Annotated in this window: 18 protein-coding genes; 7 read left to right on the top strand and 11 right to left on the bottom strand. The window is 62.6% G+C overall.

Going from position 1 to position 20,498, the window contains the following annotated elements; all coding sequences use genetic code 11:
- Positions 1-256: 256 nt before the first annotated feature.
- The 5 genes from V8J63_RS26400 to V8J63_RS26380 all read right to left on the bottom strand — a co-directional run bounded on the left by V8J63_RS26400 (position 257) and on the right by V8J63_RS26380 (position 7,022).
- Positions 257-619 carry a DUF6124 family protein gene (locus V8J63_RS26400; protein ID WP_016771835.1) on the bottom strand — a complete coding sequence of 121 codons (363 nt, stop codon included), beginning with the start codon at positions 617-619 and terminating at the stop codon, positions 257-259.
- Positions 620-1,139: 520 nt separating this feature from the next.
- Positions 1,140-2,810 (bottom strand): ShlB/FhaC/HecB family hemolysin secretion/activation protein, encoded by a 1,671-nt coding sequence (locus V8J63_RS26395; protein ID WP_281881569.1) that lies wholly within the window; start codon positions 2,808-2,810, stop codon positions 1,140-1,142.
- Between the two features lie 134 nt (positions 2,811-2,944).
- Entirely contained in the window at positions 2,945-4,510 is a 1,566-nt protein-coding gene (locus tag V8J63_RS26390; RefSeq protein WP_336464882.1) for a collagen-like triple helix repeat-containing protein, read from the bottom strand.
- A gap of 302 nt (positions 4,511-4,812) precedes the next feature.
- Positions 4,813-5,667 carry a MaoC family dehydratase gene (locus tag V8J63_RS26385; RefSeq protein ID WP_336464881.1) on the bottom strand — a complete coding sequence of 285 codons (855 nt, stop codon included), beginning with the start codon at positions 5,665-5,667 and terminating at the stop codon, positions 4,813-4,815.
- A gap of 2 nt (positions 5,668-5,669) precedes the next feature.
- A complete protein-coding gene (locus tag V8J63_RS26380; RefSeq protein WP_336464880.1) occupies positions 5,670-7,022 on the bottom strand; it encodes a 3-oxoacyl-ACP reductase in 1,353 nt (450 codons plus the stop codon).
- Between the two features lie 257 nt (positions 7,023-7,279).
- On the opposite strand from V8J63_RS26380, the gene V8J63_RS26375 reads away from it, so the two are divergent.
- The 3 genes from V8J63_RS26375 (at position 7,280) to V8J63_RS26365 (ending at position 11,651) form a co-directional block, all read left to right on the top strand.
- A complete protein-coding gene (locus tag V8J63_RS26375; protein ID WP_130901780.1) occupies positions 7,280-8,557 on the top strand; it encodes an acetyl-CoA C-acetyltransferase in 1,278 nt (425 codons plus the stop codon).
- A gap of 429 nt (positions 8,558-8,986) precedes the next feature.
- On the top strand, positions 8,987-9,883 hold the full coding sequence (locus tag V8J63_RS26370) for a PA4780 family RIO1-like protein kinase (protein WP_016771829.1): 897 nt from the start codon (positions 8,987-8,989) through the stop codon (positions 9,881-9,883).
- Between the two features lie 559 nt (positions 9,884-10,442).
- Complete coding sequence (locus V8J63_RS26365; protein WP_336464879.1) at positions 10,443-11,651, top strand: MFS transporter; 1,209 nt, start codon at positions 10,443-10,445, stop codon at positions 11,649-11,651.
- Here the strand turns inward: V8J63_RS26365 and cueR are convergent.
- The 3 genes from cueR to V8J63_RS26350 form a co-directional block, all read right to left on the bottom strand.
- Entirely contained in the window at positions 11,605-12,018 is a 414-nt protein-coding gene (cueR, locus tag V8J63_RS26360) for a Cu(I)-responsive transcriptional regulator (RefSeq protein WP_336464878.1), read from the bottom strand. The two genes, V8J63_RS26365 and cueR, sit on opposite strands and share 47 nt — an antisense overlap.
- Positions 12,015-14,408: a copper resistance metal-translocating P1-type ATPase CueA gene (cueA, locus tag V8J63_RS26355; RefSeq protein ID WP_336464877.1), complete on the bottom strand. Its 2,394-nt coding sequence runs from the start codon at positions 14,406-14,408 to the stop codon at positions 12,015-12,017. The genes cueR and cueA overlap by 4 nt, the downstream gene beginning before the upstream one ends.
- Before the next feature lie 208 nt (positions 14,409-14,616).
- Positions 14,617-15,000, bottom strand: coding sequence for a hypothetical protein (locus V8J63_RS26350; RefSeq protein WP_024011458.1), 384 nt, complete (start codon positions 14,998-15,000; stop codon positions 14,617-14,619).
- Positions 15,001-15,148: 148 nt separating this feature from the next.
- Between V8J63_RS26350 and V8J63_RS26345 the strand changes: the two genes are divergently transcribed.
- Positions 15,149-15,346: a cation transporter gene (locus tag V8J63_RS26345; protein WP_041479643.1), complete on the top strand. Its 198-nt coding sequence runs from the start codon at positions 15,149-15,151 to the stop codon at positions 15,344-15,346.
- A gap of 87 nt (positions 15,347-15,433) precedes the next feature.
- Positions 15,434-16,630: a multidrug effflux MFS transporter gene (locus V8J63_RS26340; RefSeq protein WP_024011460.1), complete on the top strand. Its 1,197-nt coding sequence runs from the start codon at positions 15,434-15,436 to the stop codon at positions 16,628-16,630.
- A gap of 17 nt (positions 16,631-16,647) precedes the next feature.
- On the opposite strand, the gene V8J63_RS26335 is transcribed toward V8J63_RS26340, so the two are convergent.
- The 3 genes from V8J63_RS26335 to V8J63_RS26325 all read right to left on the bottom strand — a co-directional run bounded on the left by V8J63_RS26335 (position 16,648) and on the right by V8J63_RS26325 (position 18,313).
- Positions 16,648-16,821 (bottom strand): hypothetical protein, encoded by a 174-nt coding sequence (locus tag V8J63_RS26335; protein ID WP_016771823.1) that lies wholly within the window; start codon positions 16,819-16,821, stop codon positions 16,648-16,650.
- 152 nt (positions 16,822-16,973) lie between these two features.
- The gene (locus V8J63_RS26330) at positions 16,974-17,987 is read right to left on the bottom strand and encodes a zinc-binding alcohol dehydrogenase family protein (protein ID WP_130928024.1); all 1,014 of its coding nucleotides are present in this window, start codon (positions 17,985-17,987) and stop codon (positions 16,974-16,976) included.
- Positions 17,988-18,019: 32 nt separating this feature from the next.
- Entirely contained in the window at positions 18,020-18,313 is a 294-nt protein-coding gene (locus V8J63_RS26325) for a putative quinol monooxygenase (RefSeq protein ID WP_122611296.1), read from the bottom strand.
- Between the two features lie 121 nt (positions 18,314-18,434).
- Here V8J63_RS26325 and V8J63_RS26320 point away from each other — a divergent pair, with 121 nt between their 5' ends.
- Both V8J63_RS26320 and V8J63_RS26315 read left to right on the top strand, forming a co-directional pair.
- Complete coding sequence (locus V8J63_RS26320) at positions 18,435-19,364, top strand: LysR family transcriptional regulator (protein ID WP_110603751.1); 930 nt, start codon at positions 18,435-18,437, stop codon at positions 19,362-19,364.
- 317 nt (positions 19,365-19,681) lie between these two features.
- The gene (locus V8J63_RS26315) at positions 19,682-20,416 is read left to right on the top strand and encodes an ArsR/SmtB family transcription factor (protein ID WP_016771819.1); all 735 of its coding nucleotides are present in this window, start codon (positions 19,682-19,684) and stop codon (positions 20,414-20,416) included.
- Positions 20,417-20,498 lie beyond the last annotated feature (82 nt).

Raw genomic sequence — 20,498 nt, 5'->3', positions numbered from 1 at the left:
TTCTCGCTGATGTACTCGATTCAAACTGTGGGAGCGAGCTTGCTCGCGAAGGCGGCCTGCCAGCCAACCTGTTTCTCACTGAACGCACCCGATCAAACTGTGGGAGCGAGCCTGCTCGCGATAGCGCCCTGCCAGCCAACCCATTCCTGCCTGATGTACATCAATCCTGTGGGAGCTGGCTTGCCAGCGAAGGCGGCCAGTCAGTCAACAACGCTCTGCCTGACTCACCACCTGCGCAACCAACATCCTGCTCTTGTCACTCCGGCACGAGCCTGTCCAGTACGCGGTTGACTGCCAGTTCGCCCAGCATGATCACTTGCTGTATTCCCAACAGGGAATTGCGCTGCGGTCCATCGATAAATCCGGCGAGGTCGCTGGCCATGATGCTTGCCGAGGCCAGTGATTCGCAGGCATGCACCAGCAGGGTTTCGTTGTCCGCAGCCGGGTCGACGATGAACAGGGTGCTGGGTTTGCGCGGTGCGGCAGGGTCTTTGATGAGGCGGGGGTTGAGGTAGTAATCGATGGCGCGGTCGGCGGCTTCCTTGAGTTTTTGCGCTTCGACGAGCGGGTCGGCGAAAGTCGGATCGGCAAGGGGTGGATCGGGCGTTATCTTTTTCACGGGCTCAGTCTCCTTGTGGAGTAAGGGCCGCAACCTCACGCTGCTAAACGATAAGGGTGGCAGCTGGACGCAGGTTAGCAGACCGATGAGCCACGAAATCGGCGCGCCCGAGGGCGCCCTGCGCACAGCCGCCATCAAGCACAGGAATGTATTCCGGACTGATGGAACTGGTGCAACGTGGTATCGGCGAGCTGCTAAACCCGACCACTGATGAGCAGTGGCAGGCAAACGATAGAACCCGCGCCCCAGGCGCACAAGCCGGCGGATTCTGGCGTAGCCGTAGGCAAAGGCGCAAGGATTTGTGGGCTGTTGCGAGGTAACGGGGCGTGTTTTTAAACGGCTGGTTTAAGCGCTGCGATAAATCGGTTGAATAGCCGAACGCTTTCGCGAGCAGGCTTGCTCCTACAGGGCCGGCGGTTGTACTGAGGAACCGTGAACACCGCCGAATCTGTGGGAGCGAGCCTGCTCGCGAAGGCGGTGCGTCAGTCAAAAAAATCCTGACTGACACACCGCTCGGCCCTTACAACTGGTAACTGAAACTGATGCTGTACCGAGGCTTGCGATTGAACGTGTCCAGCGCTTCATCCGACATGGCCTTCGCCACTTCCAGGGCGACGTTGTAGTACTTGGCATCGCCGAACCTCAGTCCGAGCGCGGTGGATGACAGGTTGTTGGCCTGCACCGGCAGTTGGTTGAACCAGCTGCGCGAGCGGTCTACGACTACGTAGGGTTGCAGGATGCGCACCCAGTTGCCGTCGCGGTTGAAGCGGTAGTTGACCTCGTAGGCCACGCCCCAACCCTTGTCGCCCGAGGCCTGGTCGTCGGGGTAGCCACGACCGAAGTTCTGCCCGCCGAACACCGCTCGTTCGCTGTCGGGCAAGGTGTCGTCGCTCCAGTACAGCGCCGCCGAGAGCACGCCTTGCCAGTTGTCGAGAAACTTGTCGCTCTGCACGCCGGACAGTCTGACGCGGAAAAAATCCAGGTCGATGTCGTCGTAGTTGGTGTGCGCGCCGAGGCTGTCGAAGCCCTGGTAGACGCCGGCGCTGAGGATGCGCAGTTGGCGGGCGTCGGCCTTGCGCCAGTCGCCTTCGAAAGCCAGGGCGCGGACGTCGGTGCGCAGTTCGGTGCTGAAGGGAAAGTTGATGCCGTCGTAGCGCGTCTTGTCGTCGACCGCATACAGGCGCGAGCCGGCGGTCAGCAGTTCGTTGGCGGAGGCGATCAGGGGCGTGCTGAAGCCGATCGAGTAGCGATCGTTCTCGCGGTGGGTACTCAGGCGTCCGCCACCGCCGACCAGCACTTCGGTGTCCGGGTCGGCGCGGTAACGCGAGGCCGAGACGTTGAGTTGCGTGCCTTCGGTATCGAGGAACTGGCTGTAGTCGAGACGGTAGTAATGCTCTTTGTCGTCGCCCGGTGGGAACAGGCCGCTGAGGCTCAACTGTTCGCCCATCGAAGTCTGCGAATTGCTGCTGACACCGAGCAACGCCTGCGGGCCGTTGCGGTTGTCTTCGGTGGTGCTCAGGGTGCTGGTGAACGGTTTGCGACTGGCCTGGGCGACCAGTGTGGTCGCGCCATCGGTGGTGCCCGGTGGCGGCACTTGCGCTTGAATGGTGACGCCGGGAATGCGGCTCATCAGCGTGGTGTAGCGCTCGAAGGTCTTGCGCGTCAGCGGGCGTTCGGCCTGGATTTTCGCGGCGAGTTTGTCGAGCAGACTTTTGACCCGGCCGATGTCGCCCTGCATCTGGATATCGCGCACGTAGCCCTCGACCAGTACCACGCGGGCCACGCCATCATCGAAGTTCTGTTGCGGCAGGAACGCGTAGGACAACAGATAGCCGTCCTGCTGATAGCGGCGGGTGATGTTGCGCGTGGCTTCGATCAGTTCGGCAAGGCTGGCCTGGCGGCCGATCAGGGGCTTGTAGATTTCCGCGAGTTCGTTGAGCGGGTAGATCGTGCCGCCTTCGATCTGCACGGTCTTGAGGTTGACCTTGGTTTCCATCAGCAGTGGCTGTGCGGCGGTCGCACCCGGGTCCGGCACTTGCAGCGGCGCCGCGCTCGGCCGATAGGCGTCGGCGGGCAGGTTGGGTACGGGGAGGTTGCGGATGGTTTCGTTGCTGTTGAGAAAGCTGGGCAAGGTGTCGGCGAGGGCAGCGGAACTGAGGCTCAGGCACAGCAGGGATGCCAGTACGCGCATAGGACACTCCATGGTCAGAACACAGCACAGGGCAAGTTTTTCCTTAGAAAAAAGGCGGAAGACTCGTGGGAATCTTCCGCCCTCAACCAAGCGTAGGCGCTGTAGGTAAGGCCGTCGAATCGGCCAGGTGCAATTTAGCGTTGAGTGCCGCTCAACGCGCCGGTCAGGCCACCGAGTACCCCGCCCAGACCGCCAGTTGTGCCGCCGGTGGCAGTGCCGCTGTTGACCAGACCACCGACCGCTGCCACGGTGCCGCCGACGTTGGTAACCAGACCGCCGACAGCAGTGGTGACCGGGTTGTTGGTGGCGGCAATCGCTCCGCCGAGATTGCCGACGGCGGCGCCCACCTGATTTGTAAGACCAGCGACCGGAGTGCCGAGACCGGTAGCGGCGCCGACCTGTTGAGTGACCGTGGTGACCGCGCTGGTGGCCGGATTGAGGCCCGCACCGACTGCGGCGCCGACACTGGCCAGCGGCGACGTGGTTGCAGTGATCGGTGTGCCCGAGCCGCCAAGTACGGTGTTGATCGACGCAATCGTGGTGCCCAGCCCGCCAGCGGTGACGCCGCCGGCACTGACCACTCCGCTGGTGCTGCCGGCATTCAGGCCGCTGCCAACGTTGACCACCGCACCACCCACGGTTTGCAGCAGGCCGGTACCGCCCAGCCCGCCACCGATGCCACCGATGCCGCCAGTACCCGAGCCAGTGCCATTGGACACCAGGCCGCCCGCTTTGCCGACCGCCGTGCCGGTGTTGCTCAGGGCGCCGCCGAGGGTGTTGGTCAGGGCATTGCCGCTGCCTGCGTCGGTGACTTTGCCGCCAAGGCTGTTCACCGTGCCGCCCACTTTCGAGATCACCCCTTTGAGCGGATCACCCAGACCGGTGGCATCGCCGAGTTTGTCAGTGGTGCTTTCGACCATGGCGATCACCGGCACCAGGCCGCTGCCGACCTTGTTGGTCAACTGGCTGGTCGGGCCGCTGGTCAGTGAGGTGTTGAGGGTGTCGCCAAGCATGGTGACTTTTTCACCGATGCCATCAACCAGCGGCGCCACGCGGGTGACTACACCGCCAACGACGGGAACGCTACCGGTCGCGGTGTTCAGTTTGACGCTGAGGTCCGACACGCCGTCGCCAACATCGGAAACCACGCCGCCAACCGAGGCGACGGTGGTGGTCAGGCCATTGGGGTCAGTGGCCAGTTTGCCGATGCCATCAGTGACGCCATCGCCCAAGGTGCTGACCACGTTGCCGGTGGTGTTGGCCACGCTTTGCACGATGCCGCCAGCGACCGGAACAGTGCTCAGCGAATCGCCGATCTGGCCGACGCCATCGCCGACACCGCTGACGGTTTTGCCGACATCCTGAACAAGTGTTGTGGTCACCAGCGAAGGTGCAGCGGGATTGGTCGGGTTGGTGGGATCGGTCGGGTCTGTCGGATTGGTTGGGTTGGTCGGATCGGTGCCGCCGCCGGTACCGCCAGTGCCACCGGTTCCGCCGCCAGTGCCGCCAGTGCCGGCAGTATCGCCGCCGGTTCCGCCGCCCGCGCCACCGCTGCCATCGGTGCCCGCCGTGCCGTCCGCCGTCGAGCTGCCCGAACTGCTGCGATGGCCGCCACCGCCGCTGCTGCAGCCGACGAGGCCGACCGAAAGAATCAGTGCCAGCGCGATTGCCGATTTGGACCACATCACTTGAGTTTTCATGATTGAGATTCCTGCACCTGTCACAACGTTACGTTGCCTTCGATGGCTCGCCGATCTGTCGTCGGCGATGCCTCGTCCGTGGCTGTAATCTCAGTCGAGGGCAGGTTTTTCACCATTCTCAAGTTGGTATTAACCCCTTTATATAGAGGCTCGGAGCTATGCCGAAGGACTAATACCCAGGTAATAAACGGGCAAAAAAAAGCCTTGAAATTCAAGGCTCGGTTTTTTGCAAAGCGGCGGGCAGGGCGCGGAAAAACTTAAGTGATATATACACAATTAACGGTTTTTTCCGCCCCGCCAGATCAGGCGATCGGTTGCCACTGACCGACCATATGTTCCAGGTCGCCGGCACCGACCAGGCCCAGTTCACCGCTGGAGCCCGCTGCACTGGCCAGTAACGTCACCTCGCTGGGCAGACGCACCGGTTTGCGAAAGTGCACGGCGATTTCCAGGTTGGCTTTGGGCAGGTGATCGGAGAGTCCCGCCAGTGTCCGCGCCTTGTTCCACAGTCCATGGGCAATCGCGGTGGGAAAACCGAACATTTTGGCGCTCGCTGCACTGAGGTGAATCGGGTTGTAGTCGCCGGAGACTTTCGCATACTGGCGACCGATATCGGCCGGCGCAGTCCAGCGCGTCACCTCAAGCAAATCCTGCGACGGCTGCCAGTCCTGTGCCAGCGCCTCGCCCTCGAGTTTTACCCCGCGACAGAGCATCTGGCTTTCGGCTTCCCACAGCGGCCCGAGCTGATCGTCGAGGGTGGTCAACAGATCGAACGTCGCGCCCTTGGCATGTGGTTGCAGGTTGTGCACGCGCACGCTGACTTGCGCGCGACTGATCGCGCCCATCGGCCGCAGCACGCGGATGCGGTTTCTCAGGTGAATCAGCCCCAGCAGCGGGAACGGAAAATCCCTGGCCGTGAGCAATTGCATCTGCAAGGCGAAGGCGAGGATGTGTGGATAGGTCGGCGGCAGCAGGCCGTCATCGACGAAACCGCAGACCTTGCGATAGGCTGCCAGCCGTTTGTTGTCGATATCGACCCAGCAACGCAGGCCGCTATCGGGCAGTTGCGTACCGGTGATTTTGCGTCGCGTCGCTGCGCGCGAATAAAGCCCCGGCAGACTCGGTTCGCGATCCAGCGTGTGCCATTCAATGCTCATGCTCAGGCCCCCAGAACGCTTTGCCCGCAGACCCGCAGCGCTTGCCCGGTGAACGCGCCCGTGCCCGGTTGCGCCAGCCACGCCACGGCTTCGGCGATGTCTTGCGGCAAACCGCCCTGGCCCAGCGAACTCATGCGCCGCCCGGCTTCGCGCAGGCCGAACGGAATGTGCGCGGTCATTTGCGTTTCGATGAAACCGGGGGCCACGGCGTTGATGCTGATGCCGCGTTCCAGCAGCGTTGGCGCCCATGCCTGGGCCAGACCGATCAGGCCAGCCTTGCTTGCCGCGTAGTTGGTTTGCCCGCGATTGCCGGCGATGCCGCTGATCGAGGCGAGCAGGACCACCCGTGCGTTGTCGCGCAGGGTGCCGCTGTCGAGCAGCGCCTTGGTCAGCACTTGCGGGGCATTGAGGTTGACGGCCAGCACCGCGTCCCAGAATTCCGGGGTCATGTTGGCCAGGGTTTTGTCACGGGTGATGCCAGCGTTGTGCACGAGGATGTCGAGGCCGTCGGGCAGCTGTTCAATCAATTGCGCGGCGGCGTCATCGGCGCAGATATCGAGGGTGATCGCACGGCCGCCGAGGCGCGCGGCGAGGGCTTCGAGATCGGTTTTGGCCGGCGGTACGTCGAGCAGAATCACCTCGGCGCCATCACGGGCGAGGGTTTCGGCAATCGACGCGCCGATGCCGCGTGCAGCACCGGTGACCAACGCCTTGCGCCCGGCCAGCGGGCGGGTCCAGTCAGTCACCGGTGTGGCGCACGCGGTCAGGCGAATCACCTGGCCGGAAACGAATGCACTTTTCGGCGAGAGGAAAAATCGCAGCGGGCCTTCCAGTTGATCTTCGGCACCTTCGCCGACGTAGATCAACTGCAACGTACCACCGCTGCGCAGCTCCTTGGCCAGCGAACGCGAAAAACCTTCAAGTGCTCGCTGCGCGCTGGAGGCGAACGGATCACCCAGGCTTTCCGGAGCACGGCCGAGAATCACCAGGTGCGCGCTATGGTCGAGGTTCTTCATCAAGGGCTGGAAGAATTCGCGCAACTGCTTGAGCTGGTCGGTGTGTTGCAGAGCGCTGGCGTCGAACACCACCGCTTTGATTTTCGGCCCGTGGCCGGGGATCCACGCGGTGGCCAGCGAGGGCTCGGTGCCGTAGCTGTAGATTGCATCGGTCAAGCGGTTGGCAAACACGCCGATCCGTTCGGCCAGCGGCCCGCCACCGATCAACAGGGCGCCCTCGATCGGCCGCAGACGCCCCGCCTGCCAGCGCTCCAGCCGCACCGGCGACGGCAGGCCCAAGGCCCCGACCAGACGATGGCCGAAGGATGAGTTGGCGAAGTCGATATAGCGGTCAGACATGGAACGCTCTCCAGAAGTTGGGGTTCAAAGTGTGGACTGTCCACGGCAATCAATCGTTCGATCGGCGCAATAAGGCCTACGCTTGAACACTCAGGTTTAGCAGGTCTTGCAGATAAATGCGGTTCATGTGGGAGCGAGCCTGCTCGCGAAGGCGCTGTATCAGGCGCTGAAGAGGCTGAATGTGCCGACCTCTTCGCGAGCAGGCTCGCTCCCACAGGGATTGGGTAAATTTCGACCATTTGGAACAGGAGCTTTTCATGACCCAGCTGCGCCGCGTCGCGATCATCGGCGGTAACCGCATCCCTTTCGCCCGCTCCAACGGGCCGTACGCCACGGCCAGCAATCAGGCGATGCTCACCGCAGCGCTGGAAGGTCTGATCGAACGCTACAACCTGCATGGCCAGCGCATCGGCGAAGTGGTGGCGGGCGCGGTGCTTAAATTGTCACGGGATATGAACCTGACCCGCGAGTGCGTGCTCGGCTCGCGCTTGTCTCCGACGACACCGGCCTATGACATTCAGCAAGCCTGCGGCACCGGTCTGGAAGCGGCGCTGCTGGTGGCCAACAAAATCGCCCTCGGCCAGATCGACTGCGGCATCGCCGGCGGCGTCGACACCACTTCCGATGCGCCGATCAGCGTCAGCGAAGGCCTGCGCAGGATTCTTCTACAGGCCAACCGCGCCAAGAGCACCGGTGACAAACTGAAAACCCTTTTGCAGTTGCGCCCCCGGCATCTGATTCCCGAATTACCGCGCAACGGCGAGCCACGCACCGGCCTGTCCATGGGCGAGCACTGTGAGCTGATGGCGCAGACCTGGAATATTCCCCGCGCAGAACAGGATCAACTGGCCCTCGAAAGCCACCACAAACTCGCCGCTTCCTACAGCGAAGGCTGGCACAACGATCTGATGACGCCGTTCCTCGGCCTGACCCGCGACAACAATCTGCGCCCGGACCTGACCCTGGAAAAACTCGCCACGCTGAAACCGGCCTTCGAGAAAAGCGCCAAGGGCACGCTGACGGCCGGCAATTCCACGCCGCTCACCGATGGCGCGTCGGTGGTGTTGCTGGGAAGTGAGGAATGGGCCAAAGCGCGCGGCTTGCCGATCCTCGCTTATCTGCGCGACGGCGAAGCGGCGGCAGTGGATTTCGTCAACGGTGCCGAAGGACTGCTGATGGCGCCGGTGTACGCCGTGCCACGCTTGCTGGCGCGCAACGGCCTGACCTTGCAGGATTTTGATTACTACGAAATTCACGAAGCCTTCGCCGCGCAAGTGCTGTGCACGCTCAAGGCCTGGGAAGATCCCGAATATTGCCAAACCCGCCTGGGTCTCGACGCACCGCTGGGTTCGATTGATCGCAGTCGGCTTAACGTCAAAGGCAGTTCGCTGGCGGCGGGGCACCCGTTTGCCGCAACGGGCGGGCGGATTGTGGCGAATCTGGCCAAGCTGCTGGATGCGGCGGGCAAGGGGCGAGGGTTGATTTCGATCTGTGCGGCGGGCGGGCAGGGTGTCACCGCGATCATTGAACGCTGAAAAGCCCCTCACCCTAACCCTCTCCCAAAGGGAGAGGGGACTGATGGGGGGATGCTTGAAATCGACGCCGACCTGAGCGCACTTCACCGAATCCAAAGCAGCGATTCAAACCAGAAGCGCTGCGGTCTCTCAGGTCGATGCATTACGGGAGACACCTCGATCGGCCCCCTCTCCCTCTGGGAGAGGGCTGGGGTGAGGGCAACTGAAGTTCACCGACCATGTCAGATTCTGTCGCAAATGCCCTTGCCGACCGATACCAATCAATGCCACGGTCTCGGCTATGATTCGCCCGGGTCGCTGCGATTGATCCGGCACAGTGTGTGCATCCTCAAGGTTCACAGGTCGGCAACCCCTCCCCGTCGGGCGAGGATTGCCGTATAACGAGTGACATTCGCGTGTTTGGTAATAAAGGACCCACAATAAAAGCTGATGAAGACTCCAAAACGCATTGAACCCCTGATCGAGGACGGTCTGGTCGACGAAGTGCTGCGCCCACTGATGAGTGGCAAAGAGGCAGCTGTTTATGTAGTGCGCTGCGGCAATCAGTTACGTTGCGCCAAGGTCTACAAGGAGGCGAATAAACGCAGTTTCCGCCAGGCGGCCGAGTATCAGGAAGGCCGCAAGGTTCGTAACAGCCGTCAGGCGCGGGCCATGGCGAAGGGGTCCAAGTTCGGTCGCAAAGAGACCGAAGACGCCTGGCAGAACGCCGAAGTGGCGGCGCTGTTCCGTCTCGCCGGCGCCGGTGTGCGAGTGCCCAAACCCTATGACTTCCTCGACGGCGTGCTGTTGATGGAGCTGGTGGCCGACGAATTCGGCGACGCCGCGCCGCGTCTGAATGACGTGGTGCTGGAGCCGGATCAGGCGCGCGAATATCACGCGTTCCTGATTTCGCAGATCGTGCTGATGTTGTGTACTGGTCTGGTGCACGGTGACCTCTCCGAGTTCAACGTGCTGCTGACACCGACCGGCCCGGTCATCATCGACCTGCCCCAGGCAGTCGACGCTGCGGGCAACAACCATGCGTTCAGCATGCTCGAGCGTGACGTTGGCAACATGGCTTCGTACTTCGGCCGTTTCGCGCCGGAATTGAAGAAGACCAAGTACGCCAAGGAAATGTGGGCGTTGTACGAAGCCGGCACCTTGCACCCGAACAGTGTGCTGACCGGCGAGTTCGACGATCCGGAGGACCTGGCCGATGTCGGCGGGGTGCTGCGCGAAATCGAAGCGGCGCGCCTCGACGAGGAACGCAAGCAGGCCATTCGCGCGGCGGACGACGCGCCGAAAGGCAAACCCGAAGAACCGCCTCCACCGCCGTGGATGCAGTGATTGCGTGATGAAAAAGCCCGGCTTCGGCCGGGTTTTTTGTTTGAGTCAAAAAGCACCCTCACCCCAGCCCTCTCCCGGAGGGAGAGGGGGCCGACCGAGGTGTCTTGAGCCATACATCGACCTGAAAAAACCGAGTCGATTACGGATTCAAAGAAAAACGTTCAGGTCGGTGTATTTCCCAAATATCCCCCAATCGGTCCCTCTCCCGGAGGGAGAGGGGGCCGACCGAGGTGTCTTTAGCCATACATCGACCTGAAAAAACCGAGTCGATTATGGATTCAAAGAAAAACGTTCAGGTCGGTGTATCTCCCAAATATCCCCCAATCGGTCCCTCTCCCGGAGGGAGAGGGGGCCGACCGAGGTGTCTTTAGCCATACATCGACCTGAAAAAACCGAGTCGATTATGGATTCAAAGAAAAACGTTCAGGTCGGTGTATCTCCCTAATATCCCCCAATCGGTCCCCTCTCCCTTTGGGAGAGGGCTAGGGTGAGGGGGCTTTCGGATCTTGGCTTATTCGCGTCTACTGTCCAGCGCTCCAACCACACTCAAGGACTGAATGTGACCACCCCACGCAACACCCACCTGATCGTAACCGCCCGGCTGATCTCCGATTTCGGCGCCTTCCTCAACATGGTCGCGCTGGCCACCTACGTCTACCTGCTGAGCAACAGCGCCATGAGCGTCGGCATTTTCCTTGCCAGCCGTGTCGGTGGCGGAATCTTCGCCAGTCTGATCGGCACACGCTTCTACCGACGCTGGCAGGGCCGCGCGCCGCTGATTGCGTTCGATCTGTTGCGTGCTGCACTGCTGGGGCTGCTGTTGATCACACCGGCGAGTCAGCAGGCGTGGCTGTTGCCGTTGATTGCCTTCGGCCTCGGCCTGGGCAATTCGATGTTCGCCATCGGCCTCAACAGCCAGTTGCCGCGTTTGATCGCGCCGGCGCAGCTGCTCAAGGCCAATGCCTGGATCGCCTCAGCCTCTTCAGCCGCCATGGTCGGCGGCAGTCTGGTGTCGGGGTTGCTGGTGGCTGCTTTTGGTTTCGAAACGGTCTTCGCCCTCAACGCGCTGACCTATGTGCTCGCGGCGCTGCTGATCGTGCCCCTGCGTTTCGAAAAAAACGATGTCAGCGAACAGCCGCAACGCGGTGAATGGTTTGCGCTGCGGCAAGGCCTGCGTTCGGCGCCTGTGGTCGCGGCCATGCTCGCGGTGACCATGGCCGACACCTTGGGCAGTGCCGCGCATAACGTCGGCTTCCCGATCATTTCGAAACTGCTCACGCCCGAGGCGGCGAGTACGACCTTGGGCCTGGCGCTTGCGGTATGGGCCAGCGGCAAGCTGCTCGGCGCACGCATCGCCAGTCACCTGAAAGGCTCGGAGAACAGCCACCTCGAAAGAAGATTTTTCTGCGGCGTAGCGCTGATGTCCTGCGGTTTCATTCTGATGTTCCAGCAGCACAGCCTCTACGGTCTGCTGCTGTTCGCCTTGCCGGCGGGGCTTGGCGACGGGGTTTCCGAAGTCAGCTTGATGTCACGGCTGCAAAGGGAACCTGCGGCGTTGCGCCTGCCGATTTTCAGCGTGCTGACCTTGCTGCAGATGAGCGGATTCGGCATCGGCATGCTGGTCGCTGCGCCGTTCTATGCGTGGTGGACGCCGGGGGCCGTGGTCATGCTGTTCCACGGCATTCCCCTCGGCACCCTGTGCGTGGTGACGCTGTTGCGGATCAGGCGCGGGCGGGTTGCGCGCAGCAGCCCGACGCCAGTTCCTTGAGGATCGGGCAGTCCGGGCGATGGTCGCCGCTGCAATGCTCGACCAGATCCTGCAGGGTGTCGCGCAACTCGCCGAGCTCGCGGATCTTCTGGTTCAGCTCGTCGATGTGCTGGCGCGCCAGTGCTTTCACATCGGCGCTGGCACGCTGGCGATCCTGCCAGAGGGCCAGCAGCTTGCCGACCTCTTCCAGGGAAAAGCCCAGATCCCGCGAGCGCTTGATGAACGCCAGCGTGTGCAGGTCGTCGCTGCCGTATACGCGGTAACCGCTGTCGGTGCGATTGGCCGCTTTGAGCAGGCCGATCGATTCGTAATAGCGGATCATTTTTGCACTCAGGCCACTCTGCCGGGCCGCTTGGCCGATGTTCATCGGTGTTCCTCCAGGTCCTTGGGCTTCCAGGTTTTCAACAGTAGCGCATTGCTCACCACGCTGACGCTCGACAGTGCCATCGCCGCGCCGGCCAGCACCGGATTGAGGAAGCCGAACACCGCCAGCGGAATGCCGATCAGGTTGTAGACAAAGGCCCAGAACAGGTTCTGGCGAATCTTCGCGTAGGTCTTGCGGCTGATCTCCAGCGCTGCCGGTACCAGTCGCGGATCGCCGCGCATCAACGTGATGCCGGCCGCGTGCATGGCGACGTCGGTGCCGCCGCCCATGGCGATGCCGATGTCTGCGGCGGCGAGGGCCGGGGCGTCGTTGATGCCATCGCCGACCATGGCGACCACGCCGGTTTTCTTCAGCTCGGCCACCGTCGCGGCTTTGTCGGCAGGCAGCACTTCGGCGTGGACATTTTGGATGCCCAGAGCCTCGGCCACCACCCGTGCGCTGCCACGATTGTCGCCGGTCAGCAGGTGGCTCTGGATATCCCGCGCGGCGAGTTGTTGCACAGCTTGCAGAGCGCCGGGTTTCAGCGTGTCACCGAAGGCGAACAGACCCAGCACCTTCGGCTGAGGACTTTGTTCGATCAGCCACGACAATGTGCGGCCTTCGCGTTCCCACGCTTCGGCGGATGTGCTCAATTCACCGGCACTCAAGGCGCTTTCGTCGAGCATCCGCCGATTGCCCAGCGCCAGGCGCCGGCCATCCAGCGTGCCGGCGATGCCGCGTCCGGTCAGCGACTGGCTGTCGCTGACATCGGGCACGTTCAAGCCGCGTTCGGCGGCGGCATCCAGCACCGCTTTGGCCAAAGGATGCTCGCTGCCGCGCTGCAATGCACCGGCCAAGGTCAGCAGATTATTCTCGTCACCATCGACCGCGCTGAAGTGCGCGATACGCGGCGTGCCCGAGGTCAGCGTGCCGGTCTTGTCGAACACCACGCTGCTGACTTCATGGGCGCGCTCCAGCGCTTCGGCGTCCTTGATCAGAATGCCGTGGCGCGCCGCTACGCCGGTGCCGGCCATGATCGCCGTCGGAGTGGCGAGGCCGAGGGCGCACGGGCAGGCGATCACCAGCACGGCGACGGCATTGATCACCGCAGTTTCCAGGGGTGCGCCGTACAGCCACCAGCCAATCAGCGTGGCCAGGGCGATCAGCAACACGGTCGGCACGAAAATCTGGCTGACCTTGTCCACCAGTTTCTGGATCGGAGCTTTCGCTGCTTGCGCGTCTTCGACCAGACGAATGATCCGCGCCAGCACGGTTTCCGCGCCGAGCGCCTGGGTGCGCACCAGCAAACGACCTTCGCCATTGATCGCGCCGCCGGTGACCTTGTCGCCCGGTTGTTTCGGCGCTGGCAGGCTTTCGCCACTGATCAGCGCTTCGTCGGCGTGGCTCTGGCCTTCGACGACTTCGCCATCCACCGGGAAGCGTTCGCCGGGTTTGACCAGCACCAGATCGTCGAGGCGCAGGGCGCTGATCGCAACGTCCTGCTCACGCCCGTCGATCACTTGAATCGCCCGCTCCGGCCGCAACGCTTCAAGAGCGCGAATGGCGCTGGCGGTCTGGCGTTTGGCGCGGCTTTCGAGATATTTGCCGAGCAACACCAAAGCGATGACCACCGCCGAGGCCTCGAAATACAGATGCGGCATGCGTCCCGCCGCGCTGGCCCATTCATAGACACTCAGGCCATAACCGGCGCTGGTGCCGAGGGCGACGAGCAGGTCCATGTTGCCGGCGCCGGCGCGCACGGCTTTCCACGCCGCAACATAAAAGCGTGCGCCGAAGATGAATTGCACGGGGGTGGCGAGGGCGAATTGCGCCCAGGCCGGGAGCATCCAGTGAATGCCGAACGGCTGCAGCAACATCGGTAACACCAGCGGCAGAGCGAGGGCGATCGCGCAGATCAATGCCCAGCGCTCGCGATGCAGGCGTTTTTGCTGGTCATCGGACTGTGGCCGTTCAGCTTGCCAGACGCTTGCCGAGTAACCGGCCTTGCTCACCGCGTCGAGCAGGATTTGCGTATCGACCTGGCCGAGCAATTCGAGGTGCGCACGTTCATTGGCCAGATTGACGCTGACGCTGCTCACGCCTGGGACTTTGTTCAGGGCACGTTCGACGCGACCGACGCAGGACGCGCAGGTCATGCCGTCGATGTTCAATTCGACGGTTTGCCGGGGCACGCTGTAACCGGCGCGCTCCACGGCTTGCATCAGCGCCGGCAGGCTGTCGTCGGGCGCCTGTACCCGGGCCTGTTCGGTGGCGAGGTTGACGCTGACGGCACTGGCGCCGCTGACCTTGCGCAGCGCCCGCTCGACACGCCCGGCGCAACTGGCGCAGGTCATGCCGGCAATCGGCAGATCGAAAGTGGTGGATTCGGACATCGGTCGCGCTCCCTGTAGTGGATGTCTACAGGATCAACCTTGCCGTGCGGGCAAGGTCAAGCACCATTCCGCAAGATGTTGATCGTTCCCACGCTCAGCGTGGGAATGCCTCCTGTGACGCTCCGCGTCACGCTTCGGGACGCAGAGCGTCCATGGCTGCATTCCCACGCAGAGCGTGGGAACGATCGGCAACGGGTCGGCGCTTGGCTCAGTAACCGAGGCCGGCCGGCTTCAAGTACACGCCTTCGGCATTCATCGCCAGGCGGAACTTCAGCACATCGCCGGCATGCAGCACGACTTCCTGCGAGCCCGGTGCGAGCATGCCGGGGTTGCAACCCGGTGCCTGGCCCGGCAGCAGTTTCAAGCGCAGCGAAACCTTGCCCGGTGGCAGGTTGAACGACGTGCTCTGTTCCTGGAACAGGCGCGCCGACAGCTGGTCCTGGATGTACACGCCGATTTCGCACGAGGTCGCCACTTCGAGGCGCTCGCGGGAAATGATCAGTACCGCGTAATCCTCGCCGGCGGCTTGCACCTGCGGGACGGCGGCGAAAAGGCTGAGCAAGCCAAACAGGCCCAAAGCTGACCAGCGCATGGCTGAATCTCCTGAATTCCAGTCATTGATGCATGCAGCTTGGCCGAGCGCGGCGCCGATTGCCAGCCCGGCAGTTTTTCGCAGAACTTGACCTTGCCATCGTGGCAAGCTCGAGACTGCCGGCAACCTCACTCAAAGGAGTCTTCCCATGCAAGTGTTCAACGTTCAAGGCATGTCCTGCGGTCATTGCGTCAAAGCCATCACCACTGCGGTGCAGGCGCTGGATCCGGCGGCCAGCGTGCGCGTCGATCTGGCGGCCAAGGAAGTCGGCGTCGAAAGCGCGCTGAGTGCCGATCAGGTCATCGCAGCGATTCGCGAAGAGGGTTATGAGGTGAAGCTCGTCTGAAATTGATCGTTAGCGAGCTATCGGAATGTTCAAGGCGTCCGGGCGCGGCTAGACTGTCGGGCTGCGACTTGCCCACCTGGATGCCTGATGAACTTCCGCACGATTTTGATACTCGGCGCCTTGAGCGCTTTCGGTCCTTTGGCGATCGATTTCTATTTGCCTGCCTTCCCGGCCATGGCACTGGCGTTCGGCACCGATGAGCAGCACGTTCAACTGACGCTGGCGGCGTACTTCCTCGGTCTGTCGCTGGGCCAACTGGCGTACGGGCCGATTTCCGATCGTTTCGGCCGGCGGCTTCCGCTGCTCAGCGGTGTCGCCCTGTTTACTCTGGCGTCATTGGCCTGCGCCTACGCGCCGAGCCTAGAATGGCTGATCGGCGCGCGCTTCGTCCAGGCACTCGGTGGTTGTGCAGGCATGGTGATTTCCCGTGCGGTGGTCGCCGACAAGTGCGATGCGGTGGGCTCGGCGAAGGTGTTTTCCCAGTTGATGCTGGTGATGGGCCTGGCGCCGATTCTGGCGCCGATGCTCGGTGGGCTTCTGGTCAACACCACGGGTTGGCAGTCGATCTTTCTGGTCCTCACCGGATTCAGTGCGGCGGCAGGTCTGGCGGTGGCGTTGGGTCTGCCGGAAAGCATGCCGGCCCACGTGCCGCGCCAGCCGTTGTCCGGTGCGTTGCGCCAGTACGCACGGCTGGTCAAGGATTCGGTCTACCTCGGCCACGCCCTGACCGGCGGCATCGCCATCGCCGGCATGTTCGCCTACATCGCCGGTTCACCGTTTGTGTTCATCAAGCTCTACGGTGTACCCGCCGAGCATTTTGGCTGGCTGTTCGGCACCAACGCGGCGGGGTTCATTCTGGTGGCGCAGGTCAATGCTCGTTTGCTGGCCAAGCGTGGCCCGGCGTTCTTGCTGGTGCGCGCGGTGTGGGTGTACTTCCTCGCCGGGCTGACGTTGCTGGCGGTCAGCGCGATGCGTCCAGAGGCATTGTGGCCGTTGCTGATTCCGCTGTTCATCTGCATTGCCAGCCTCGGCTGCATCATTCCCAACGCCTCGGCTTGCGCAATGAACGGTCAGGGCGCCCGCGCCGGCAGTGCGTCGGCGATGCTCGGTTGCCTGCAATTCAGCATCGCCGCCGGTGCCGCCGCGTTGGTGGGGGTGTTGCACGATGGCAGCGCCGTGCCGATGGCCATGGTCATCAGCCTGTGTGGTTTGCTGGTGGTGAGCGTCGCGCTGCTCACCCGGCGCTTGCAGAATGCCCGGGCGCTGGCGCAAGCCCAGGTCTGAACGCTCGACTTTGGAGCTCAGCCGGCGGCGCGCTGCTGGCTGGGTTCGGGAATCCGGTGGGGCGCGCAGAGTCGCGCTTCGAGGGTGCGAGTGAAGGCCAGAGCCTCGGCTTCACTGCGAAAGGTCACGACGTGCTGGTCCAGACGCACCTGCCATTGGGACTTTGCCACTTCTTTTATCAGGATCTTCATTGCTGACCTCCCTTGCGTAAAAGATGTATCGCAGAGGCTTCGATTGTAGACCCCGATACCCGCGCAATTGTGACAAGGGTCAAGCAACCGACTGACGGCAAAAAGCCCCGCAACCGCTCTGGCATCACGAGTGTTTGCGGGGCTTTATTTTTTTAGAAACCTTCTAAAACAATTTTCCCCTTGGCCTTGCCGCTTTCCAGCAGCTCATGGGCACGGCGCAAGTTGGCCGCGTTGATTACGCCGAAGTGCTCGCCCAAAGTCGTCTTCAAAGTGCCGGCGTCAATCAGCTCGGCAACGCGGTTGAGCAGCTTGTGCTGTTCGATCATGTCCGGCGTTTCGAACAGCGAGCGGGTGTACATGAACTCCCAGTGCAGCGACAGGCTCTTGCGCTTGAGCAGGCTGATGTCGAGGGACTTCGGATCGTCGATCAGCGCCAGCTTGCCTTGCGGCGCGAGGGCTTCGACCAGTTGCGGCAGATGCTGATCGGTCTGGGTCAGGCTGGCGACGTGGGTCACGCTGTCGATGCCGGCGCGCTTCAATTCTTCGCTCAGCGGCTGGCTGTGATCGATGACCATATCGGCACCGAGTGCGCTGACCCAGTCACGGGTTTGCGCACGGGAGGCAGTGCCGATTACTTTCAGGCCGGTCAATTGCTTGGCCAATTGAGTGAGGATCGACCCCACGCCGCCCGCCGCACCAACGATCAGCAGGCTCTGGCCTTGATCATTGCTGCCTTCGCTGATTTGCAGGCGCTCGAAGAGCAATTCCCACGCAGTGATCGCGGTCAGCGGCAGCGCGGCGGCTTCGGCAAAACCGAGGGACTTGGGCATGTGGCCGACGATGCGCTCATCAACCACGTGCAGCTCGCTATTGCCACCGGCCCGGGCAATCGAACCGGCGTAGAACACCTTGTCACCGGCCTTGAACAGGGTGACGTCGCTGCCGACCGACTTGACCACACCGGCAACGTCCCAGCCCAGCACTTTCGCCGCGCCGTTTTCCGGCGTCACGTTCTGCCGCACTTTGGTATCGACCGGGTTGACCGAGATGGCTTTGACTTCCACCAAGAGGTCGCGCGGGCCGGCGACCGGTTCTGGCAGTTCGATGTCCTGCAGGGACTTGGCGTCGCTGATCGGCAGCGAAGCGTAATAGGCAATGGCTTTCATAAGTGGCTCCGTACAGTTGATAGAAGGAGGAATCAGGCAATTTTGCCGAGGCGTTTGAGCTGGAAGTGTTCGATGGTGTGGCCGGCGCTGGCCTGAAACTTCTGAAAATGCGCGCTGGCGTTGTGCGCCTCAAGAATCTCGTCACTGGCCCACTGTTCGATCACATAAAAAACCTGTTGATCGGCAAGGTCGCGGTGCAGGTCGTACTGGCCACAACCCGGCTCGGCGCGGCTCGGTTCGACGAGGGCACGCAGCGCCTGTTCGAGAACGTCCTGCTGGCCGGGCTTGGCGGTCAGAGTAGCAATAGCGGTAAAGGGCTGTGACATGCGCGGACTCCAGAGAATCGGGATGAATTTGTTGGAAGCCATCATTGGCTATTTCTCTGCGCGATAAAACCGGCTAAAAGAGCAGTCTCTTTCAATATTTTTTTGATAATCGAGGCTGCGCATGCTGCGTTTTGATGACTTGCAGTTGTTTGTTCGCGCGGCGGATCTGGGCAGCCTGTCGGCGGCGGCACGGGTGATGGACATGTCTGCGGCGGTGGCCAGCGCGGCGTTGAAGCGCATCGAGCAGCAACTCGGTGCGCGGCTGCTGGCGCGGTCGACCCGCAGCCTGCGCCTCACCGCCGAGGGCGAAGGCTTCCTCGAATATGCCCGCGCCGCCCTGAGCAATCTCGACGAGGGGCGTCGCCTGCTCGCCAGCGGTCAGGATCAGGTCAGCGGAATTCTGCAACTGTCAGCACCCTCGGATTTCGGCCGTAATCTGCTGCTGCCGTGGCTCGACGCGTTCCAGCGTGAACACCCGAAACTGACGGTACGCCTGTTGCTCGGCGACCGCATCGCCGACCTGTTCCGGCAACCGGTGGACATCGCCCTGCGCTACGGCGAGCCGGAAGATTCCAGCCTGATCGCCTTGCCCATCGCGCCACACAATCGCCGCGTGTTGTGCGCATCTCCAGACTATCTGGCCCGGCATGGCGAACCGCGCCAGCTCGAGCAACTGGCCCAGCACAACTGCCTTTTGTACATGCTCGGCAGCCGCGTCCACGACCACTGGAGTTTTCACGATGGCAAGCGTGAAGTCGGCCTGACCGTGAGTGGCGACCGCTTCAGCGATGACGCTGACGTAGTGCGGCTATGGGCGGTGGCCGGTGCCGGTATCGCCTACAAATCCTGGCTCGACGTCGGCGCCGATGTGCTCGCCGGACGCCTCAAAGTGCTGATGCCGGAACTGCTGTGTGAGCGCGCACCGCTGAATCTGTTGTGCGCCCATCGCGCACAATTGAGTAAGCCGGTGAACCTGCTGAGGGAGATGCTCGCCAGCCGATGCGCCGAATTGAGTAGCCAATTTCCCGGTTTCCTCAAAGTTGATCATTAGTCGCAGGCAATTAGAGAAATTTCTGTCAGGAACAATCGCCACCTGCCCAGGCCCAGGCGCAGGACGTCTGGCTTAACCCGCTTATACTAGCGCCCGCCTCATGCCTGCACTGACACCCGGCGCGCAGACCCCGTAACGCGTTGCCGGCTTTTGGTGACGGTTGCTACTTCTGCTGCCAGGTTGTGTGCCGGAGCAGCTGGTGTCGGTGGCATCCCTTGCCACCGATCCCGGGCGATTTTCGCGTGTTGGCCGATGCCCCATAACCGGCCAGGATGTCTCCGAGCGGTAGACGATACGATTCAACAGGGAGTGAACATATGGAACATGCACCGTGCATCAGCCAGATCGCGACATTGCTGGCCGACCCCAAGCGCAGCGCGATGATGTGGGCGTTGATGGATGGCTCGGCGCGGCAAGCCGAAGAGCTGGCGCTGCTGGCCGGGCTCTCGCCGTCGTCGGCCAGTGCGCATCTGGGACGCCTGTCCGCAGGGGGGCTGTTGAACATCGAAATGCGTGGGCGCAAACGCTTCTTTCGCCTGGCGGCACCGGAAATCGGCGCGGCGATCGAAGCACTGGCCAGCGCCACCATTGCCAGCGCGCCACGGCAAATCCCTGATGCGCTGAAACGCACGGCTCCCATGGTCAGACCACAGGCGGCGCCGTCTTCGCTGTTGCGCGCGCGGTTCTGCGACGATCATCTGGGCGGTACTTTGGCGGCCGATCTGTATCAGCGCCTGCTCGATGCCGGCTGGATCGAACAGCTTGAGCAGCGGGTGGTGGTGACGCACAAGGGCTCCACCCGACTGGCCCAGCGCGGTGTGTTCATCCAGGCCCTGGCCCACCGCAACGTGCAGGTCGCCTGCGCCTGCCCGGACTGGAGCGAGCGCCGTCCGCACATGGGCGGCTCACTGGGCGCGGCGCTGTTGCAGTTGTTCATGCAGTCCGGCTGGCTGACCTTGCCCAACGATTCCCGCGCCTTGCAGTTGACCGCCACCGGCCAGCGCGAAATCCATCGCTTTGCCAAGGAAACCGAGCTGGAAACAGCGTTCTAGAGCGTTGCTCGGCGATGAGCTGAAGGCTGACGTCGTCCACGGCTGTGAACAGGTCGCATCCAGTACGACCTCTGTATGACCA

The sequence above is a fragment of the Pseudomonas sp. CCNWLW23 genome (assembly GCF_037095675.1).
Classification (GTDB): domain Bacteria; phylum Pseudomonadota; class Gammaproteobacteria; order Pseudomonadales; family Pseudomonadaceae; genus Aquipseudomonas; species Aquipseudomonas atacamensis.
This window is presented reverse-complemented; position numbering and strand designations above follow the sequence as displayed.